This window comes from Bosea sp. F3-2, assembly GCF_008253865.1.
Lineage (GTDB): Bacteria > Pseudomonadota > Alphaproteobacteria > Rhizobiales > Beijerinckiaceae > Allobosea.
The window spans coordinates 22,404-41,748 of sequence record NZ_CP042331.1; the positions used below are offsets into that span (position 1 = coordinate 22,404).

Sequence of the window (19,345 nt, forward strand, 5' to 3'; positions counted from 1 at the left end):
TCGAAAGCCTCCATTCCACCGCAGCCGCCAACTCATGCAGAAAGGCCCCGCGCCATGGGTGCGGGGCCTGTCAAAATGCCGAAGCTGGTGTGCCGCGGTCAGTCGTCGCGGAAGACGCGCTCGTTGCGCTCGTGGCGCTCCTGAGCTTCGAGCGATAACGTCGCGATCGGACGGGCTTCCAGGCGCTTCAGCGAGATCGGCTCGCCGGTTTCCTCGCAATAGCCGTACGAACCATCGTCGATGCGGGCGATGGCGGCGTCGATCTTGGCGATCAGCTTGCGCTGGCGGTCGCGGGCGCGCAGCTCAATGGCCCTGTCGGTTTCGGATGAGGCCCTGTCGGCGATGTCAGGGTGATTCTCGCTCTCGCTCTGCAGCGTGACGAGGGTTTCCTTCGCCTCCTTCAGGATCTCGTCCTTCCAGGCGAGGAGCTTGCCGCGGAAATACTCACGTTGACGATCGTTCATGAACGGCTCGTCATCGCTCGGCTTGTAGTCCGCATCGAGGATGATCTGCTTCGACATGGGCGCGCTCTCTGAGTTGTCCGCTCACGCGCCCATCGGCTTTGCCGCGGGAGGGTGAGCCGATTTGGCGCCCTTATAGCGATCCGTTTCAAACGGAACAATCGCTTCCGACATGGCATCAACCGCTTCGTGATCGGGGCCTGCCGAAAGGCAGAAAAGGCGGATAAAATCGCGATTTTCTGACTATTTCTCGAGCTTTCCGATCGCATCCGCGATATCGGCCTCGACCAGCCGGGCAATGGGCTGGCGATAATGGCTGTGGTCGAAGAACAGATTCGGGTCGCGCAGAGCGGGTCGATCGACTCGCCAATCGACCAGAGCCGTGTTGGGGCGGCGGGCGGCGAGGTCGGCGAAAGCCTTGCGGCAGGCTGCGTCGGCGGCGGCATCCGGCGTGTCGGGCTTCGAGAGCGCGCTGACATAGACCGGCGGGCGCACGAGAATCAGCGCCGTCTCAGGCGGGGCCGACTTCATCAACTCCTCGAGCCCCGTCGCAGCGGGGAAGGGACCGTCGACGTTGCCGCCGCCGGCGGTGACCGGCTCTTCCAGGCGCGCGCGCAGTTCGGGGCGCTGGTGAAAGCCCTGAAGCTCATAGTCGGCTTCGTAGTTCCAGTAGCCGTCGGGCCGGCCGCGCTCGGCCTTTTTCGAGGTGAGGTAGGCGAAGCGGCGCGGAACCTCTTCGATCAGGTCGTAGCGCATCAGTCCGGCGACGTAGTCGAGCGTGCTGCGGGAGAGCAACCAGAACGGAAAGGGCTTTTCGTTCGGAAAGCGCGGGTTTGGGGTGCACCAGTACTGGTCGATACCGACGACGATCGCCTTCGGCGGCACCTGCCGGTGGTGGCGCAGGAACCAGTCGAGCGTCGCCAGCTGCTCCTTCGGCATGGTCGCGGGTGCGATCAGCGAGACGAAGGGAATGCCGGTTCTCTTTCGCAGCTCCTCCGGCGAGATCAGCTGGATATGCGAGTTGCCGAAGATCGCGCCGGTGAATTGTGGATCACGTCCGCGGCTGGCCAGGGCCGTGCGCGGCCCCTGCGGGCGCACGCCCTCCTTCAAGGCCAGCGGGGTGCGGCCGGAATCATAGGGATCGAGCAGGAATGCGACCGTCAGGAAGGCGGCGGAGACCAGCGCGGCCGCCGCAAGCAGCGTCGCGATGAAGTTCGTCCATCTGGAGCATTTCCGCGTTTCTCCGAATCGCGGACATGCTCCAGGTCTTTGTTTGATCGCATTTTCTTCACGCGAACCGGTGTCCACTTCGCTCGAAAATGCCCTAGCCGCCTGAGCTGGCGTGCCGGCCGGCTCAGAACTGGAAGTAGATGAACTCATAATTCGCGTCTTCGCCGATCTTCAGCAGGATGATGACGAACAGGAGCCCGGTCAGCACTGCGATCCAGCGGGCCGGCGGCAGCTTGTGGACGAGGTTCCAGGCGGTCGGGCCGATGATGGCGAAAGCCGCCGCAGGCACCAGCGCGCGCCATTTGAAGCCAGTCCCGATCGGGGCGAGGCCGAACAGCCCCTTGTAGATGGTCAGCGCCGCCTCGAAGGTCGAAGCCCGGAACAACACCCAGCACAGCACAACGAAGAGGAAGGTCAGGAGCCAGCCGAGCGGCGCCGGCATTGGCCAGCCGGCGCGGCGCCAGAACAGCGCGACAATCAGTGCGAGCCCGTGGGCGACGCCCCAGGCGACGAAGGTGAGGCCGGCGCCGTGCCAGAGGCCGCCGAGCGCCATGGTGGCGAAGAGTGCCCAGACCTGGGTCGGCAGGCCAGATCGGGAGCCGCCGAGCGGGATATAGAGATAGTCGCGCAGGAAACGCGACAGCGTCATGTGCCAGCGCCGCCAGAAATCCTGGATGCTCTGCGAGCGATAGGGCACCTCGAAGTTCTGCGGCAGGACTATGCCGAAGAGCAGGGCAAGGCCCAGCGCCATGTCGGTGTAGCCGGAGAAGTCGAAATAGATCTGGAAGGTGAAGGCGAGCGTCGCCTGCCAGGCTTCCACGAAGCTGACGATCTTGCCGGCCGCCGCGGCGGCGAAGACCGGGTTGGCATATTCCGCCAGCGGATCGCCGATCAGCACTTTCTTGGCGAGGCCGAAGGTCAGGAGCATCAGCCCGCGCGCGATGCGCTCGGCGGCATCAGGCCGCTGGTAGGGCCGCTCGTCGAGCTGATGCATGATCTCGCGCCAGCGCACCAGCGGGCCGGCGAGCACCTGCGGGAAGAAGGCGATGTAGAGCGCGTAGCGGACGAGATCATAGCGCGGCGCCTGGCCGCGCCGCAGATCCGTCAGGTACATGATGTGGTGGAAGGTGAAGAAGGAGATGCCGAGCGGCAGCGCGATGTCGAACTTCGGCGCCGGCAATCCGGGAATCATTCCAGCGAGACCGACGAAGAAGTTGAAGTACTTGAACACCGCCAGGACGGCGAGGTTCAGCGCGATGGCGAGCGTGATGAGCCCGCTCGACTTCGTCTTCAGGAACGCCTCGGCGATCAGCCAGTTCACTCCGACGGAAAGCGCGAGCAGCGGCAGGAAGCGCCAGTCCCAATAGCCGTAGAAGGCGAAGGACAGCACGACCAGCACTGGCAGCCGCCATTGCGGCGCGAAGCGCTCGGCCAACCAGTGCAGGGCTAGCGCCAGCGGCAGAAAGGCGAGCAGGAAAGCGAAGGAGTTGAAAAGCATCGGGCGGGATGGGTGAGAGAATGGCTGCCGCCTTAACCCATTCTCCGGCGCAAGTCATGTCATGGAGCCGGGGAATTGCCTGAAGAGCGGAGCGCAGCTTCGTTGCTGAATTTAATCAATCGATTGATTGAGGTCGGCGAGAAGAGTATTCTTCCGGCATGATCGCGATATCAGATGCAGACCGTGGAACACGGGAGGCGCTGATCCGCGCGGGGCTGGAGCTGTTCGGCAGGAACGGCTTCGACGCGAGCTCGATCCGCGAAATCGCACAGACCGCGGGCGTCAACAGCGCCGGTATCGCCTATCATTTTGGGGGGAAGGGCGGTCTGCGCCGGGCCTGTGCCGAGGCGATCGTCGCCACGATGCGGGAGAGGGTGCTCGGGCAGGATCAGCTCGCGCCCTTGCCGCCGGCGTTGCATCCGGATGTGGCCTTGGAGGCTGTGCTCATAGCGGTCAGCCGCGTGATCGCCTTTGCCACCCGTGCTCCCGAGAGCGAGGCGATCGCACGCTTCGTCGTTCGCGAGATGATGGAGCCGTCTCCCGCCTTCGATCTGCTCTACGAGGGCATGGTGGGGCCGATTCATGGCCGGCTCTGCGCGCTGTGGGGCATGGCAACCGGCAGGGATCCCGAAGCGCCGGGAACCAAGCTCGCCGTTTTCGCGATGATTGGTCAGGTCCTCTACTTCCGGCTCGCAAGGCCCGCCGTCATCCGGCGCATGGAATGGCAAGCGATCGGTGAGGTCGAGAGCGAAGCCATCGCCAGCACTATCCGCGCGGCGGTCACCGCCTCGGTTCTGGCAGCGCGAGGAGAACGCTCATGATTCTCGGCTTTCTCTGTTCCATCGCTCTGCTGGGCTCGATCGTTCCGGGCTGTGTCTCGGATTCGGTGCGCATCGCGGGCTATGTCGAGGGCGAGTATGTACGGCTTGGTCCGATCGACACGGCTCGTATCGAACGTATCGATGTGCGCCGCGGCGAGCGCGTCGAGGCCGGCAAGGTCGTGGCGGCGCTGGAGACCACGGATGCGGAGAATGCGGTCGCCGAAAGCGAGGCCCGGCTGATTCAGGCGCAGGCACAGCTCGAAAACCTGCGCAGCGGCAAGCGGGCGGAAGAGATCGCGGTGATCGAAGCAAGTCTGGCCTCCGGCAGGGCACAGGAGCGCGAGAGCGAACGGGCCTTGGAACGCCGCCAAGATCTTTTCCGGCGCGGTGTCTCCTCCCAGGCTGATCTCGACCAGGCGCTGACCGCGCGGGACGTCGCCAGCGCACGCGTGCGGGAGTTCATCGCCAATCTTGCGGTCGCCCGACTCGCTGCGCGACCGGATGAGATCAAGGCGAGCGAGAACCAGGTCGAGCAGGCGAGGGCAGCCCTGGAGCAGGCGCGCTGGCGGCTGTCGCAGCGCCGCCTTGTCGCGCCGGCCAACGGCCGGATTAGCGATGTGCTGCGCCGTGTCGGCGAGCTCGGCGGGCCGAGCGCGCCCGTGCTGCTGATGCTGCCTGACGGGGCAGCCAAGCTGATGCTCTATGTGCCGGAAATCTGGATTTCGAGCGTGAAGCCGGGGATGCGGCTCGATGTCCGCTGCGATGGCTGCGTGGCAGGGCTGACGGCGAGCGTGACCTATGTCTCGCCGGAGCCCGAATTCACGCCGCCGGTGATCTATTCGGCGCAGACGCGTCAGAAGCTGGTCTATCTCGTCGAGGCGCGTCCGGATGGCGGGCCGCAATCGGTGCTTCAGCCCGGGCAGATCGTCGACGTCATGTTGCGGGGACAAAGATGAGCGCGCCGCTCGCCATCGATGTGCGCGGCATGACCAAGCGCTTCGGCAAGCGCACGGTGGTCGACAATGTCGATCTCGCCCTGGCGCCTGGCGAGATCGTCGGCTTCCTCGGCCCCAACGGCTCAGGCAAGACCACGACGATCCGGATGATCTGCGGCCTGCTCAGGCCCGATGCCGGGGAGGGCACCGTGCTCGGGCTTGATCTCCGCACGCAGAGCGCCGCGATCAAGCGCCAGGTCGGCTACATGACGCAGCGCTTCTCCTTCTACGAGGACCTGTCCATCGCCGAGAACCTGACCTTCGTGGCGCGGCTCTATGAACTGGAGCGGGTCGAGGAGGCGGTGGCGAAGACGCTCGGCGGGCTCGGGCTTGCCTCGCGCAAGGACCAACTCGCCGGCACGCTCTCCGGTGGCTGGAAGCAGCGGCTCGCGCTTGCCGCCTGCATCATGCACCAGCCGAAGCTGCTGTTGCTCGACGAGCCGACCGCAGGCGTCGACCCCAAGGCGCGGCGCGAATTCTGGGACGAGATCCATCGGCTGGCCGGCGACGGGATCACCGTCCTGGTTTCGACCCATTACATGGACGAGGCCGAGCGCTGCCATCGCATCGGTTACATCGCCCATGGCCGCATGCTGGCAACGGGAACCGTCGACGACGTGGTCCGCGGCTCTGGCCTCGTTACTTATGTCGTCCAGGGGGCGCTGAAGCCCGCGCAGATCAGAGCGCTGTCGACGGCCGAAGGAGTCGAGCAGGTTGCTCCGTTCGGCGCGACGCTGCACGTTGTCGGGACGGATAAGGACAAGCTGGAAGCCGCGCTCGCGCCGCTTGCGCGCGAGAACGGGGTCCAGGTCGAGCCGGGCGAGACCAGCCTGGAGGATGTCTTCATCAAGTTCATGGCGGACGCACAGGAGCGGGCGGCATGAGCGCGCTGTTCTCCATCCGCCGGCTTGGCGCGCTGCTTGCCAAGGAATTCGTGCAGATGCGGCGTGACCGCATCACCTTCGCGATGATGCTGGCGGTGCCGATCCTCCAACTCCTGCTCTTCGGCTATGCGATCAACAACGATCCGCGTGGTCTGCCGGCCGCGATCCTGGCGCTCGGGCAGGATCGTTATACGCGTGCCGTGGTCTCGGCGTTGGAGGTCTCGAACTACTATCGCTTCCGCGAGCGGCCGCAGAGCGCGGCGCAGGCGGAGAGCCTGATGGCCAAGGGGGATATCTCCTTCCTCGTGACCATTCCCAGCGATTTCGGCGTGCGGGTCGAGCGGGCTGATCAGCCGCGCATCCTTGTCGAAGCGGACGCCACCGATCCGGCTGCGGCGAGCGGCGCGGTCTCGGCGCTGGGGACGATCGCTAGCCGCGCGCTGGTGCGGGCCCAGGGCCGCGTGCCCGAGACGAACCCGGCTGCTGCCGGCGGTGACGAGCTCTCCTTCGTGGTCCATCGCCGCTACAACCCCGAGAACATCACGCAGTACAACATCGTGCCCGGCCTGCTCGGTGTCATCCTGCAGATGACGATGGTGATGATGACGGCGATGGCGCTCACGCGCGAGATCGAGCGCGGTACGATGGAAAACCTGCTCGCCATGCCGACGACGGCCGGCGAGATCATGCTCGGCAAGGTCTTGCCCTATCTGGCGGTCGGCGCGGTGCAGGTCGTGGTCGTGCTCAGCGCAGCCAAGCTGCTCTTCGCCGTGCCGTTCCTCGGCGGGCTCGCGCTTCTCCTGAGCTGTGTCCTGATCTTCGTTCTGGCGCTGGTGCTGCTCGGCTACACCATCTCGACGATGGCGCGCACGCAGCTTCAGGCGATGCAACTGACCTTCTTCTTCTTCCTGCCCTCGCTGATGCTGTCGGGCTTCATGTTCCCCTTCGCCGGGATGCCGGGCTGGGCGCAGACGCTGGGCGAGATCTTTCCGCTGACGCATTTCCTGCGCATCATCCGTGCGATCATGCTGAAGGGTGCCGATCTCAGGGATATCGGCGACGAGGTGATCTATCTCAGCTTGTTCGTGCCTATTTTTGCCGGCGTTGCACTGATGCGGTTCCGAAACACGCTGGATTGAGCGGAGCCGCGGCGCAGAAGGGCAGGCCGTGAGATTGGCTTGCAAAATGATAGTGACTTCACTAACTGAGGCGCATGCAGCCCCGGCTCCTTCCGCTCGCCGAATGTCCCTGCGCCCGTGCGGTCGAGGCCGTAGGCGAATGGTGGAGCATCCTGATCCTGCGCGATGCACTGGCAGGCTTCACCCGTTTCGACGAGTTCCAGCGCAACCTCGGCATCGCGCCGAACATGCTGGCGCGGCGCTTGAAACATCTCACCGAGGCCGGCCTGTTCGAGCGCCGTCTCTATAGCGAGCGGCCCAAGCGCTACGAATATGTGCTGACGCGCAGAGGGCGGGACTTCTTCCCGGTCATTGCTACGCTGGTCGCTTTCGGCAACCAGCATCTCGCACCGGAAGGAGAGGCCTTGCTGCTCGCCGACCGGGAAACTGGACGGCCGGTCGTGCCGGCCTTCGCGGATGCGCAGACCGCGCAGCCCGTCAGCCCCGACAATGTCACCGTGATCGCTGGCCCGCAGGCCAGCCCCGCCATGCTGCAGCGCCTTGCCGTCGTCGCGACGCGGGCCGCGGCCGTGCCGTCCCCTCGCGAATAGGAGTCTCTCCATGCGTCGCATCGTCGTGACCGGAATGGGCGTGGTCTCGCCTCTCGGCTGCGGAACCGAGATCGCCTGGCAACGCTTGCTTGCGGGGCGGTCGGGTTTGCGTCGCCTGCCGGACTCGATTGTCGAGACGCTGCAGGCCAAGGTCGCGGGCATCGTGCCGTCCAAAGCCGAGGATGCCGAGGGCGGCTTCGATCCCGATGCGGTGATCGCGCCGAAGGACCAGCGCAAGATGGATCGCTTCATCCAGTTCGCGCTGGTCGCCGCCAAGGAAGCGCTGGAGCAGGCGGGATGGCAGCCGCAGAACGAGGGCGAGCGCGAGCGCACGGCTACTGTGATCGCCTCGGGGATCGGCGGCTTCCCGGCGATCGCCGAGGCGGTGCGGACTACCGACCAGCGCGGCGTGCGCCGGCTCTCGCCCTTCACCGTGCCGTCCTTCCTGGTCAACCTCGCCGCTGGCCATGTCTCGATCGAGCACGGCTTCAAGGGGCCGATCGGCGCGCCCGTCACGGCCTGCGCCGCCGGTGTGCAGGCGATCGGCGATGCAGCGCGGCTGATCCGGGCGGGCGAGGCCGACATTGCGCTCTGCGGCGGCACCGAGGCCTGCGTCGACCTCGTCGCGCTTGGCGGCTTCGCCGCAGCCCGGGCCCTTTCGACCGGCTTCAACGATGAGCCGGAAAAGGCTTCGCGCCCCTTCGACCGGGACCGCGACGGCTTCGTCATGGGCGAGGGCGCGGGCCTTCTGGTCATCGAGGCGCTGGAGCATGCGCAGGCGCGCGGCGCCACGATCCTGGCCGAGCTGACCGGCTACGGCACCAGCGCCGACGCCTATCACATCACTTCGGGCCCCGAGGATGGTTCCGGCGCGCAGCGCGCCATGGAGACCGCGCTGAAGCAGGCGGGGCTCCGACCGGCCGATGTCGCCCATCTCAACGCCCATTCGACCTCGACACCGGTCGGCGACCGTGGTGAGCTGGCTGCGATCAAGGCGGTGTTCGGTACCGAGAGCGGCATTGCGATCAGCGCGACGAAATCGGCGACCGGCCATCTGCTCGGCGCAGCGGGTGGCCTCGAGGCGATCTTCACGATCCTGGCCCTGCGCGACCAGATCGCCCCGCCGACGCTCAACCTGGAGAATCCGGACGAGGCGGCGGCCGGGCTCGACCTCGTCGCAAAGGCGGCACGGCCGCTCGCGATGGAACATGCCATCTCGAACGGCTTCGGCTTCGGTGGCGTGAATGCGAGCGCCGTATTCAGGCGCTGGCCGTAAGCAGCCCGCTCAGAGCGGGATGTTGTCGTGCTTGCGCCAGGGCCGCTCGACGCTCTTGGTCCTGAGCATCGCCAGCGCGCGGGCGATGCGTCGGCGGGTCGAGTGCGGCATGATCACCTCGTCGATATAGCCGCGCTCGGCCGCGACGAAGGGGGACATGAAGCGGTCCTCATATTCCTTGGTCTGGCGTGCGATCGTCTCGGCGTCGCCGCCGCGGAAGATGATCTCGACCGCGCCCTTGGCGCCCATCACCGCGATCTGCGCCGTTGGCCAGGCATAGTTCACATCGGCGCCGATGTGTTTTGAGGCCATGACGTCATAGGCGCCGCCGAAGGCCTTGCGGGTGATGATCGTGACTAGCGGCACCGTGCATTCGCTATAGGCGAAGAGCAGCTTGGCGCCGTGCTTGATCAGGCCGCCATATTCCTGCGCCGTGCCCGGCAGGAAGCCGGGAACGTCGACAAGTGAGACGATCGGGATCTCGAAGGCGTCGCAATAGCGCACGAAACGCGCCGCCTTGCGCGAGGCGTCGGAGTCGAGCACGCCGGCCAGCACCATCGGCTGGTTGGCGACGATGCCGACGGTGCGGCCCTCGATGCGGCCGAAGCCGGTGACGATGTTACCGGCGTAAGCAGCTTGAATCTCGAAGAAGTCGCCCTCGTCGACCGTCTTCAGGATCAGCTCCTTGATGTCGTAGGGCTTGTTCGGATTGTCCGGGACGAGCGTGTCGAGGCTCATGTCGACGCGGTCGGGCACGTCGAAGCTCGGCCATTCCGGGACGCCGGCCGTGTTGTTCGCCGGCAGGAAATCGAGCAGACGGCGCACCTGCAGCAGCGCTTCGACATCATTCTCGAAGGAGCCGTCAGCGACCGAGGATTTCGAGGTGTGGACCTTGGCGCCGCCGAGTTCCTCGGAGGTCACGGTCTCGTTGGTGACGGTCTTCACCACCTCCGGCCCGGTGACGAACATGTAGCTGGTGTCGCGGACCATGAAGATGAAGTCGGTCATCGCCGGCGAATAGACGTCGCCGCCGGCGCAGGGGCCCATGATCACCGAGATCTGCGGGATGACGCCTGAGGCCTGCACATTCCGCTTGAAGACCTCGCCATAGCCGCCGAGCGCCGCGACGCCCTCCTGGATGCGGGCGCCGCCGGCATCGAACAGGCCGACGACCGGCGCGCGCATCTTCAGCGCCATGTCCTGGATCTTGGTGATCTTCTGGGCGTGGGTCTCGGAGAGCGAGCCGCCGAAGACGGTGAAGTCCTTGGAGAAGACGAAGACGGTGCGGCCGTTGACCGTGCCCCAGCCGGTGACGACGCCGTCGCCGGGGATCTTCTCGGCCTTGTCCATGCCGAAGTCGACGGCGCGGTGCTGCACGAACATGTCGAACTCCTCGAAGGAGTCCTTGTCGAGCAGGAGTTCGATGCGCTCGCGCGCCGTCAGCTTGCCGCGCTTGTGTTGCGCCTCGATGCGCTTGTCGCCGCCGCCCTTGCGGGCGCCTTCGCGCCGGGTTTCGAGCTGTTCGAGGATGTCCTTCATGGCGGCAAGGCTCCCGGCCGGAAATCGCGTCTCGAAAGCCGGCTTAAGCGGGGCTGCCGTGAGAGTCCATTGCGACGTTTGCCGAAGCGCGCCCGCGCATCATGCAGATGACCGGTGGCTCAGGCCTGCGACAGCAGAAGCGCTGCGGCGTCGAACTCGCGGCGGCGGATCGCGCGGCGCTCGGCCGCTTCCTCATCCTGCCCCCAGACGGAGATCTGGTAGTCCTCGTCGACATGGGCCGCCTCCCAGGCCGCTGTCGCATCGATCAGCCCGTTGGCGAGGGCGAGCAGGATGATCGTCGAGCCGGTCAGCGTCATGACATTGTGCGCGCCGGCCAGCGCGAGCGGGGCGGGGATCTGCTCGACGTGCCGGGCGACGGCGGCCAGCGTCTCGGCCGGCTGCTCGGCGAAGACGACGCCCTCCGCCAGGACGAAGCGGGCGCCGATCAGCGCCTCGACGGCTTTCACGACGGGTTGCCAGACCGCATCCTGACGCGCGACGAGCGCCCCCGGTTCGCCGGCGCGATAGCAAAGCGCGTCCGAGGCGGCGTAGCGCACGATTTCGGCCCGAACCGCTTCCTGCTGGTCCTCGACGCCGTCCAGCGCCGAATTGACCAGACGCGTGAGCGGCATCCGCGCCGGGTCGATCCGCTCGGCCTGCCGTTCCCATTCGGCGGCAAGCGCTTCTGCGACATCGCGGGAGCCGACCGCGAGCGGCTTGCGCGCCGGGGTGCGGGCGGTTCGGCCGTCGAGCGCGATATGGAACAGGCCGTCGCGCTCCAGCACGCCGGCCTCCTTGTAGAAGCGCGCGGGCAGGGGATTGCGCATGGCCTGCTGGGCTGCCGCCACGGGATCGGGCTGGCTGGCGCCGGGCGAGCCGAAGCGGGCGAGGAAATCATCGGTGGACATGGCGCGCGGTCTAGCACAGCCGGCGGCCGCCTGTCGCTGGTCAGGTCGGCTCGAACAGTTCGATCAGATTGCCCGAAGGATCTTCGCACAGAATCTGCTTGCCGCCCGGCCCGACCACGATCTCGTTGCGGAAAGGGACGCTCTTGCGGCGCAGGGCCTCGACCAGCTCGGGCAGGTTCGCGACCTCGATGACGAAGCGGTTCCAACCACCGGGGATCGGCTTGCGCCCGTCCGGCATCGGCCGCGAGGCGGAAGCCGTGGGGCCGGCGAGCCAGAGCGTCAGCCCATTGCGGGTCAAGATCGCCATGGCGGGTCCGAATTGCTGTTCCACCGCGAAGCCGAGATGATCGCGATAGAAGGCGACGGCATCGTCGACACTGTCCACGATGTAGCGGGCGATGGCCATGGCATGTTCTCCGCGGGGCGTGAGCCAGGAAGCATACAGAATCCCGTCGCTTGCGCGAAACGGCGCTCGACGGTAGCTGGCAGAGCCTTTGCCGCGCGCAAGGCGGTCTGGCGCATTCGCGCCGGGCATGAAACCGGACTTCAGGCGACCCGGACGCGTCCGAGGAACTGCGCCACCTCGGCATCGAGATGGGAAGACTGGAGTGAGAGCTGGTCGGCGGATTGCGCGATGTGGCTGGCGGCCTCATCGGTCTCGGCGGCGACGCGGCTGACGATATCGATGTTGCTGGCGGCAGCGATCGTCTCATCCGCGGCCTGGCGAATATTGTCGGCTATGCCTGCCGTCGCCACGTTCTGCTGTTCGACGACGACCGCGACCGTGCCGGAGATTTGGTTCAGCGAGCCGATGGTCGCGTTCATCGCGTCGATCGCCGCGATGGCCTCGGAGCCGGAGCGATGGATCGCCTCGATCTGCCCCTGGATTTCCTCTGTCGCGCGCCAGGTCTGGTTCGCCAGGGACTTGATCTCCTGCGCCACGATGGTGAAGCCGCCGCCGGAGCGCCCGAGGCGCGCCGCCTCGATCGAGGCATTCAGCGCCAGCAGGTTGGTGTGCTTGGCGATCGTCGAGATCACGCCGGCGATATTGCCGATCTCGTCGGCCTTGCGGGAGAGATCGCCGACGGTGTGCAGGACGTTGCCGGCCTGCAGGGTCGCAGCACCGACGATGCGTGCTGTTTCCGCCACTTGCCGGTCCACCTCCGCGAAGGACTCTGCCAGCTCGGAGGTGACCTGCGTCACCGCCACGACGTTGGAGGAGGTCTGGCGCGAAGATTGAGAGGCTGCGGTCGAACGCTGCAAGACCTCAAGTGCGCCGTTCTTCATCTGCTGTGCGGCGGCGCGAAGAGACTGCACGGAGGCGATCACGTCGCGCGCGATGCGGGCGACGGCGTGCTCGAAGTCATTTGCGACGCTGTTCAGGATGCGCTGCCTTTCACTCGCCGCCCTGGCTGTGGTCTCGGCGACATTGCGGCGAGCGTCGTCGGCGACCTCGCGCGCGGCGTCGGCCTGCCGGCGTTCGGTTTCCGAGATTTCGAGCGACTGTCGCAAGGACCAAACCAGCCAGCTCAGCGCTGCCGATTGCACGGCGACGATCGCGCCGTGGAGCAGGACGCGGCCGACGTCGTTGCCGTTCAGAAAGACACCGGCCGGCTGCAGAAGGCTGAGCAGGAGATGATGGGTCGCGATCGCGATGGTGGCCGGGATGAAGATGCGCCAGTCGAGCCAGCCGGCGAGCACGGCCAGCATGGCGAAAAAGTACATGTGCATGTCGGATTGGTAGGGGTGCCCGGCAAAGGCGTAGACCAGCAGCATGACCTGGCCGAGCGTCGCGATGCTCGTGATCTGCCGGGTAGGCCAGTCCGTGCCATAGACACGCCAGGCCAGCGTGCCGAGCGCGGCCAGAGCCGCCCCCGCCAAAACAAGCGCTCGCCTGCCGATCAGAGGTTCAGCGAGCGGGGCGAGCATCAGAAGGGTGGTGTTGATCCACAGGAAGAGCAGAAGCAGGCGGGCAAAACGCGCGCGAAACCGGGCGACGTCGCTCATTGGCTGCTCCATTTGGCAGAGCCCACGCAGAGCCGGGCGAGGCCGGCATCGATCACCAGCCACGCTCCGGCCTGATAGAGCGCCCCGACAAAGCCGTCGCCTTCGCCAAGCGTCACGGTGACGGCGGATGTCGCGTCGATCTGGATCAGGCTGCCGCCGGCCGTGGCAATGGCGGCGGACATGTCGTGCGCCGAACTGCCGATCGGGAAGAAGGCCGCGACGGGGCGGCCCTGCACCGGCCACGCCGCGATCAGGAAGGCACCTAACGCTGCGGCAATACCGCAGACCAGGCCAAAGCCGATCTCCCGCATCCTGCCCCCGAGCCCTCCGGCCTTGCAGGCCGAATCTATCGTTCAGGTTGCAGGAGCTGGCTTGCGAATTGGTAAATCGGCGGCAGTTCGGAAGCGGTACGCCCGCGGTGGTTGCGTCGTCGCTCAGCTGCCGAAACGGTCTCTCCAGGCCGGTCTGGCACCGGGGAAGGGCAGCGCCGTTGCGGCATGCACGCCGCGGGCGACGGCACGGGCCAGGACATCCGCGGCGGCGGCGCAAAGCTCGGTGAGAGCGAAAGCGTCGGATGGTGCTCCGCTTTGGCCCGTCGCTGCGGCGAAGACGACGTCACCGTCGAGCGGGGCGTGGGCCGGCCGCAGGGCGCGGGCAAGCCCGTCATGGGCTGCCAGCGCAAGCCGGCGGGCCTGGGCCTTGGTCAGCACCGCATCGGTCGCTACCAGGGCGATCGTCGTGTTCTGACCGGTGCCTCCCTTGAGGCGCAGAGCCGTGTCCGCGGGTGCGATCGTCGCCGGCCAGCCGAGTCCGCCGAACTCGCCGTCACGCTCATAGGGAGCGGCCCAGAAATGCGGGCCGTCGCCGATCGTCGCGGTGCCGACGGCGTTGACGGCGACGAGGGCGCCGACGACCTGCCCGGTCGCGGCACGGGCGCTCGCCGAACCGATGCCACCCTTAAGGTTGGCCGTCGTCGCGCCGAAGCCGGCGCCGGCGGTACCCAGAGCGAAAGAGGTCGATGCCGCTGCGGTGGCCTTCGCGCCGAGTTCGCCATAGGGCGTTTCGCCGTCTCCGCGCGCCCATGGCTTCTCGCCGCCATTGGTGAGGTCGAACAGGATGGCCTGCGGCACGATCGGGACGCGGAAGGCTCCAACCGGAAAGCCGCGCCCTTCGCGCGCCAGCCAACGCATCACGCCGTCGGCGGCACCGAGGCCCCAGGCGGAGCCGCCGGAGAGCACGATCGCGTCGACATGCTCGACGGTCATTTCCGGGATGAGCAGGGCCGTCTCGCGGGTGCCGGGCGCGCCGCCGAGCACAGCGGCGGAGGCGACCGTCGGGCGCTCGAAGACGACCGCCGTCACGCCGGTCGCTGCCGCAACGTCATCTGCCTGGCCGACGAGAAGGCCGCGGACATCGGTGATGAGGTTGTGCATGGGACGTCCGATGGCGAACCGAATCGCGTTGCGTGCGTTGTCGTCACATTACGATCTTTTCATCTTGGAGCCATTGCTGGGTCAGACATCGGGGGGCAGGCTGAGCTCATCGCCAATCGGCTTCGAGACCCGCTAAGCGACATACCGATCGGACTGCCTCAAGGGAGATTCCCATGAAACCCATCGCCCTCATCGCCGCTTCGTCGATCGCGATGCTCGCTGGCACTCTCGCATTCGCGCAACCACAGCCGCAGCCGGTTCCACCGGCAGGCAGCGATCAGAACCAGAAGCAGGAGCGTACCGATAGCCGCGACCAGCGCCGGCAGGACTGGCGTGAGCAGCGCGCCGAGCGCGCCAAGGCGCGGCTCGACGAGCGGCTGGCGAAGGTGCGCGCCGATCTCAAGCTCAAGCCGGAGCAGATCCCGTTGTTCGACAAGGTCGAGGCGCTCGTCAAGCAACGGAGCGAGCAGCGTGTTCAGCAAATGGCGGCGATGCGCGAGGAGCGCGAAAAGCTGCGCCATGCCGATCTGATGGAGCGTCTCGATGCAGCCGCCAACCGGCAGAATGAGCGGGCGGCGCGTTCCAAGGAACTGGCGGACGCGGTTCGTCCGCTCTGGGCCACCCTCAGCGACGAGCAGAAGACGGTGCTGCGCCGCTCGGTGCGCGAGGCGATGGCGGAAGGGCAAGAGCGTTTCCGCGAGATGCGGGCCTGGCGCGGCGGCGGGCAGCAGGATGAGGACTATCGCGGCATGCGCCGCTGGCGCGACCGGGACGACCGGCGCGATCGTGGCGGCTACGACGACGACGAGTGAGCCGGGTTCCAGCCGTCCATTCCTGTCCTGCACTGAACTCTGACGACATGGCGCCTCCGGCTTGCCGGAGGCGGAGCTTCATGCGGAGCACCACAGCCTGCCCGGCTAGATCACAGAATCGGATTTCTCTGAAAAGCGGATTCCACTTTTCGGTCCGATGCTCTAGCCAGCGGCCATGCGCTTCATCCAGACCTTCGAACTCGCGCCTTTCCTGGATACGGTCGTCAGCCTGACGGCTGCTTTCGTGCTGGGCATGCTGATCGGTGTCGAACGCCAGTACCGGCAGCGTACCGCGGGATTGCGCACGACCGTCCTCGTCGCGCTCGGTGCCGCGGCGTTCGTCGATCTCGGCATGCGCATCGAGGGAGCGCCCGGCGCGATCCGCGTGATCGCCTATGTCGTCTCGGGCATCGGCTTCCTGGGCGCCGGCGTGATCATGAAAGAGGGCATGAACGTCCGCGGCCTCAACACCGCGGCAACGCTCTGGGGCTCAGCCGCCGTGGGTGCCTGCGCCGGCGCGGACATGATCGCCGAAGCCGCCCTCGTCGCGACCTTCGTCATCTTCGGCAACACGTTGTTGCGGCCGCTCGTCAACGCGATCAACCGCATCCCGCTCAACGAGCAGGCGCTCGAGGCAACCTATGAAGTCGTCGTCACCACGCGGACCCAGGCGCTCGCCGAGGTGCGCGAGACGCTCGTCGACTATCTCGAAGCGGCGCAATATCCGGTCAGCGATATCACAACGGTCGAGCGTGGCGAGGACGCAATCGAGATCGTCGCCAAGCTCATCAGCACGGCGGTCGACCGCAAGGAGCTCGATCAGGTCGTCGACAGGCTGGCGCGCCTGCCGAGTGTGAGCCATGCCACCTGGGAGAGCAGCACCAGCGACTGAGCAGCCCGCCCGGCCGATCCTGCGGCGGGGCGATGCTCTGAAGCTGATTTCGATCAGATTGAATCGCGCGAGCCGTCATTGCGAGGAGCGAAGCGACGAAGCAATCCAGGGGGACATAGAGCTCTACGTTCCCCTGTATTGCTTCGCCTACGCTCGCAATGACGGTTCAGCCTGATCGAAAAAGAGCTGGCCGCTCAACCGCCGACGGCGTCGGTCACGCATTTCTTGGTGAAGCTCGTCTTGGCGGCGCCGGCCAGTTTCTTGTCGGCCGCCTGCTTGTCGCAGGCCGCGGTCGCGTCCTTCTCGCATTTGGTCAGGAAGCTGGTTTTGGCCGCGCCCGCGAGCTTCTTGTCCGAAGCCTGGATGTTGCAGCTTTGGGCATAGGCCAGGCTCGCGGAGCAGGACAGTACGAGGGCAATCAACAACGTTCTGGTCATGGCGAATCTCTCCGCGGGAGCGAGGACGACGATGACGCTACGGTATTAAGGCGACAGTGAGAACGGAATTCATCGGCTTCGCCCTGATTTTGCCGAACTTGCTAACATGCGGATCTGAATAGGGATTTCGCGATTTACCATATCCATTCAGATCAGATTCACGGCTCGCCGTTTACGTTTTGTCAGGAAAGGCAATGCGAGAGGTTAGCCATGAAGCAGACGTGGTTAGCATGGGCGATGCGAGCCTTCATCGGCTCTGTCTTTGTCGTGTGCCTCTTCGGCCCCTATGCGCTGTCGATCCTGATCGGCTGCGTCGGGCTGGGCTGCTACTACTTCCGTGATGAGGTCGGCTCGCATCTTTAAAGGATGCTCCTTCGCGGCCGATCGGCCGCGGTTCACTTGATCCGGCGCAGGTGACAGGTCTTCACTCTTCCGCCCCGCCCATCCGAACGCCAGACGCAGCCGGCGTTGCTCGGCGTCCGATCATAAAGATGGATGACCGCCCGGCGCTTACGATCGAAGCTCTGGTTCGAGAAATCATGGCCTCCGACACGGACGTTGCGGCCGAACCGCACTTCGGCCTGCGCGGCCGATAGCATCGCCAGAAAGGCGAGCAGGGCGAGCCATCCGAGAGCACGGCCGGGCCGGCATCTGCGGGCTTCGGTATCGGGATTCCAGGCGAGATGCGCGGTCGTCGTCTTCATCGGCATTGCTGAAGCTTAGGAAAGCCGCGCCGGCTGCTCAAGGATGGGCGGCTGTTCTGGTGCCGGATGGAGCTGGGACAATTCCAACAAAAACGGGGATGGCTGATGCTCTGCCATCCTCCGGAGTTTGCCTGTCGGCCGGACGGAGTACCGTCACTGTATCTTTTTGCGACAGCCCCGGCATAAGCGTATGGTGAACGACACAGCCTTCGGCTGATGGAACGGAGGCGTGTTTGCTGTTTCCCAAGGGAGGACGCCATGGGACGCAAATTCATCGACTGCCGGGCATTTCCGAGTGAGATGAAGTGCTCAATCGCGATCAGCGCCGATACTGAAGACGAACTCCTGCAGGCAGCGGTGCAGCATGCCGTCGCTGTGCATGGGCATCAGGATACGCCCGAGCTACGCGACCAAATCAAAAGCATCATCCAGGATGGCATGCCGTCCGAGAGGGCGCCGGATCGCGCGGCTTGACGCGCAAACACGCCGGCTCCGCAAGTTACACCGCGCGCTCGGAGAGCGTTAAGGCGCGTTGTTGCGATGACCATGGGGCCTGAAGGGCAGCTTCTGCAGGGACAAGGAGGGGGCGTGAGGCGGACAGCCTGCAGAACCCTGCAGGGCGTCTCTAAGAGCGCCTTGAGTAAGGGGGCACGCCGAGGAGCGTAGCCTGAAGATAGAGATGGGGCAGTCGCGTGCCGCTGCCGGTGGTCGCGAGGGCGCTGGTTTGGCGGGGATGATGTTGTGCCTGCGCAAATGCGTGCGTCGTTCATGGATGATCGGGCGGCAAGCTAGCTTCCGCTTGCGGCCCATTGCGACTTTAGGAATTTGTGCCTTCGGGCAAGCCGTTGTGGTCAGCTTGCCTCAGATCCAACCCCGGCTTTCGAAGATATCCCGATAGATATCCAACACTACGTCCTGCTTCCGCCGATTGTAATCGAGTGCGTTGGTCACCCCATCCTTTGCCAGAATCTTTGCATCGGCGTAGCGTTTCCTGTCCGCTGGCTGCTCACGGAGCCGATCGCGGAACAAAACATGCCGCGCATGCTCGGGACAGGCGGGACCAAACACATGCAGGTTCACGCGCGGACTATCATGGCGCAGCATGCGGTGCTGGTACCATGAGCGCTCCCTGACCGTCAGCTCATAGCCGAGCGCCTGGAGAGCGGGGACGTATTCCTCCTCACGTTCAGGGTCCGCGACAATGAGATCGATATCGATCACCGGCTTTGCGGGGAGCCCTGGCACCGCGGTCGAGCCAACATGCTCAACTCCAACAACACCGCCGACAACCGCTTCGATTTCGGCCTTACGAATTTCATACTGCTCGGCCCAGCGCGGACTATAGGCCTCGACCTCAATCTCTTCTTGCTTCGGACGGCCGTTGACCCAAGGGTTTTCGCTCGGGTCGCCTTCCTCGAATGTGACGATTGAAGCTTCATCCGGCCAGCGTTCCATGCCTAAAATCCGATGCGAAAACAAAGACATAGATCACCGTTATCGCGTCCAATAGGACGTGCGGCGATCTAGCAGCGGTTAGCTCAAGGCCGACCGCAGTGGGTTGCGGTCGCCGACGACCATCCTATTGCCGCCGCCGGCTCAGCTGAACTCCAACATTTGAGAGTGCCGCCTGCGCAGACCTCATGCGACCTCGCCCGTGGGAGCGCGAGCAGCGCTGTGCGCCGCCGGCCTTCGCTACAGACGCTGAGCCCAGACGGATGG

At 65.7% G+C, this 19,345-nt stretch carries 22 protein-coding genes; 10 read left to right on the top strand and 12 right to left on the bottom strand.

What is annotated here, in order from left to right:
- Positions 1-98: 98 nt before the first annotated feature.
- The 3 genes from dksA to FQV39_RS00125 all read right to left on the bottom strand — a co-directional run bounded on the left by dksA (position 99) and on the right by FQV39_RS00125 (position 3,189).
- Positions 99-521, bottom strand: a complete 423-nt coding sequence (gene dksA / locus FQV39_RS00115; protein WP_149128455.1) for an RNA polymerase-binding protein DksA — start codon at positions 519-521, stop codon at positions 99-101.
- 183 nt (positions 522-704) lie between these two features.
- Positions 705-1,769, bottom strand: a complete 1,065-nt coding sequence (locus tag FQV39_RS00120) for an SGNH/GDSL hydrolase family protein (protein WP_248313182.1) — start codon at positions 1,767-1,769, stop codon at positions 705-707.
- Positions 1,770-1,815: 46 nt separating this feature from the next.
- Positions 1,816-3,189 (bottom strand): MBOAT family O-acyltransferase, encoded by a 1,374-nt coding sequence (locus FQV39_RS00125; RefSeq protein ID WP_149128456.1) that lies wholly within the window; start codon positions 3,187-3,189, stop codon positions 1,816-1,818.
- A 158-nt stretch (positions 3,190-3,347) separates the two neighbouring features.
- Between FQV39_RS00125 and FQV39_RS00130 the strand changes: the two genes are divergently transcribed.
- The 6 genes from FQV39_RS00130 (at position 3,348) to fabF (ending at position 8,894) form a co-directional block, all read left to right on the top strand.
- Positions 3,348-4,010, top strand: coding sequence for a CerR family C-terminal domain-containing protein (locus FQV39_RS00130; RefSeq protein ID WP_149128457.1), 663 nt, complete (start codon positions 3,348-3,350; stop codon positions 4,008-4,010).
- A complete protein-coding gene (locus FQV39_RS00135) occupies positions 4,007-4,966 on the top strand; it encodes an HlyD family secretion protein (protein WP_149128458.1) in 960 nt (319 codons plus the stop codon). The genes FQV39_RS00130 and FQV39_RS00135 overlap by 4 nt, the downstream gene beginning before the upstream one ends.
- On the top strand, positions 4,963-5,889 hold the full coding sequence (locus FQV39_RS00140; protein WP_149128459.1) for an ABC transporter ATP-binding protein: 927 nt from the start codon (positions 4,963-4,965) through the stop codon (positions 5,887-5,889). Before FQV39_RS00135 ends, FQV39_RS00140 begins: the two co-directional genes overlap by 4 nt.
- Positions 5,886-7,028 carry an ABC transporter permease gene (locus tag FQV39_RS00145; protein WP_149128460.1) on the top strand — a complete coding sequence of 381 codons (1,143 nt, stop codon included), beginning with the start codon at positions 5,886-5,888 and terminating at the stop codon, positions 7,026-7,028. Before FQV39_RS00140 ends, FQV39_RS00145 begins: the two co-directional genes overlap by 4 nt.
- Before the next feature lie 74 nt (positions 7,029-7,102).
- Positions 7,103-7,618 (top strand): winged helix-turn-helix transcriptional regulator, encoded by a 516-nt coding sequence (locus FQV39_RS00150; RefSeq protein WP_149128461.1) that lies wholly within the window; start codon positions 7,103-7,105, stop codon positions 7,616-7,618.
- A gap of 10 nt (positions 7,619-7,628) precedes the next feature.
- Positions 7,629-8,894, top strand: coding sequence for a beta-ketoacyl-ACP synthase II (gene fabF, locus FQV39_RS00155; RefSeq protein WP_149128462.1), 1,266 nt, complete (start codon positions 7,629-7,631; stop codon positions 8,892-8,894).
- A gap of 9 nt (positions 8,895-8,903) precedes the next feature.
- On the opposite strand, the gene FQV39_RS00160 is transcribed toward fabF, so the two are convergent.
- From FQV39_RS00160 to FQV39_RS00185, 6 genes are all read right to left on the bottom strand, one after another.
- Entirely contained in the window at positions 8,904-10,433 is a 1,530-nt protein-coding gene (locus FQV39_RS00160) for an acyl-CoA carboxylase subunit beta (RefSeq protein ID WP_149128463.1), read from the bottom strand.
- Positions 10,434-10,552: 119 nt separating this feature from the next.
- A complete protein-coding gene (locus tag FQV39_RS00165; RefSeq protein WP_149128464.1) occupies positions 10,553-11,341 on the bottom strand; it encodes an ATP12 family chaperone protein in 789 nt (262 codons plus the stop codon).
- A gap of 40 nt (positions 11,342-11,381) precedes the next feature.
- Positions 11,382-11,747: a VOC family protein gene (locus FQV39_RS00170; protein WP_149128465.1), complete on the bottom strand. Its 366-nt coding sequence runs from the start codon at positions 11,745-11,747 to the stop codon at positions 11,382-11,384.
- 140 nt (positions 11,748-11,887) lie between these two features.
- Positions 11,888-13,348: a methyl-accepting chemotaxis protein gene (locus FQV39_RS00175; protein WP_187640125.1), complete on the bottom strand. Its 1,461-nt coding sequence runs from the start codon at positions 13,346-13,348 to the stop codon at positions 11,888-11,890.
- On the bottom strand, positions 13,345-13,659 hold the full coding sequence (locus tag FQV39_RS00180; RefSeq protein WP_149128467.1) for a hypothetical protein: 315 nt from the start codon (positions 13,657-13,659) through the stop codon (positions 13,345-13,347). Before FQV39_RS00180 ends, FQV39_RS00175 begins: the two co-directional genes overlap by 4 nt.
- A gap of 123 nt (positions 13,660-13,782) precedes the next feature.
- Positions 13,783-14,781, bottom strand: a complete 999-nt coding sequence (locus FQV39_RS00185; protein ID WP_149128468.1) for a P1 family peptidase — start codon at positions 14,779-14,781, stop codon at positions 13,783-13,785.
- Positions 14,782-14,954: 173 nt separating this feature from the next.
- Between FQV39_RS00185 and FQV39_RS00190 the strand changes: the two genes are divergently transcribed.
- Complete coding sequence (locus tag FQV39_RS00190) at positions 14,955-15,593, top strand: Spy/CpxP family protein refolding chaperone (protein ID WP_149128469.1); 639 nt, start codon at positions 14,955-14,957, stop codon at positions 15,591-15,593.
- Between the two features lie 175 nt (positions 15,594-15,768).
- Entirely contained in the window at positions 15,769-16,485 is a 717-nt protein-coding gene (locus tag FQV39_RS00195; RefSeq protein WP_149128470.1) for an MgtC/SapB family protein, read from the top strand.
- Positions 16,486-16,679: 194 nt separating this feature from the next.
- On the opposite strand, the gene FQV39_RS00200 is transcribed toward FQV39_RS00195, so the two are convergent.
- The gene (locus FQV39_RS00200; protein ID WP_149128471.1) at positions 16,680-16,922 is read right to left on the bottom strand and encodes a hypothetical protein; all 243 of its coding nucleotides are present in this window, start codon (positions 16,920-16,922) and stop codon (positions 16,680-16,682) included.
- A 210-nt stretch (positions 16,923-17,132) separates the two neighbouring features.
- Between FQV39_RS00200 and FQV39_RS32975 the strand changes: the two genes are divergently transcribed.
- Positions 17,133-17,285, top strand: coding sequence for a hypothetical protein (locus tag FQV39_RS32975; protein WP_187640126.1), 153 nt, complete (start codon positions 17,133-17,135; stop codon positions 17,283-17,285).
- Between the two features lie 32 nt (positions 17,286-17,317).
- On the opposite strand, the gene FQV39_RS00205 is transcribed toward FQV39_RS32975, so the two are convergent.
- Positions 17,318-17,626 (bottom strand): hypothetical protein, encoded by a 309-nt coding sequence (locus FQV39_RS00205; RefSeq protein ID WP_248313183.1) that lies wholly within the window; start codon positions 17,624-17,626, stop codon positions 17,318-17,320.
- A 258-nt stretch (positions 17,627-17,884) separates the two neighbouring features.
- On the opposite strand from FQV39_RS00205, the gene FQV39_RS00210 reads away from it, so the two are divergent.
- Complete coding sequence (locus FQV39_RS00210) at positions 17,885-18,100, top strand: DUF1059 domain-containing protein (protein ID WP_149128472.1); 216 nt, start codon at positions 17,885-17,887, stop codon at positions 18,098-18,100.
- 387 nt (positions 18,101-18,487) lie between these two features.
- Here FQV39_RS00210 and FQV39_RS00215 read toward each other — a convergent pair whose 3' ends face one another.
- Entirely contained in the window at positions 18,488-19,081 is a 594-nt protein-coding gene (locus tag FQV39_RS00215; protein WP_149128473.1) for a GrpB family protein, read from the bottom strand.
- Positions 19,082-19,345 lie beyond the last annotated feature (264 nt).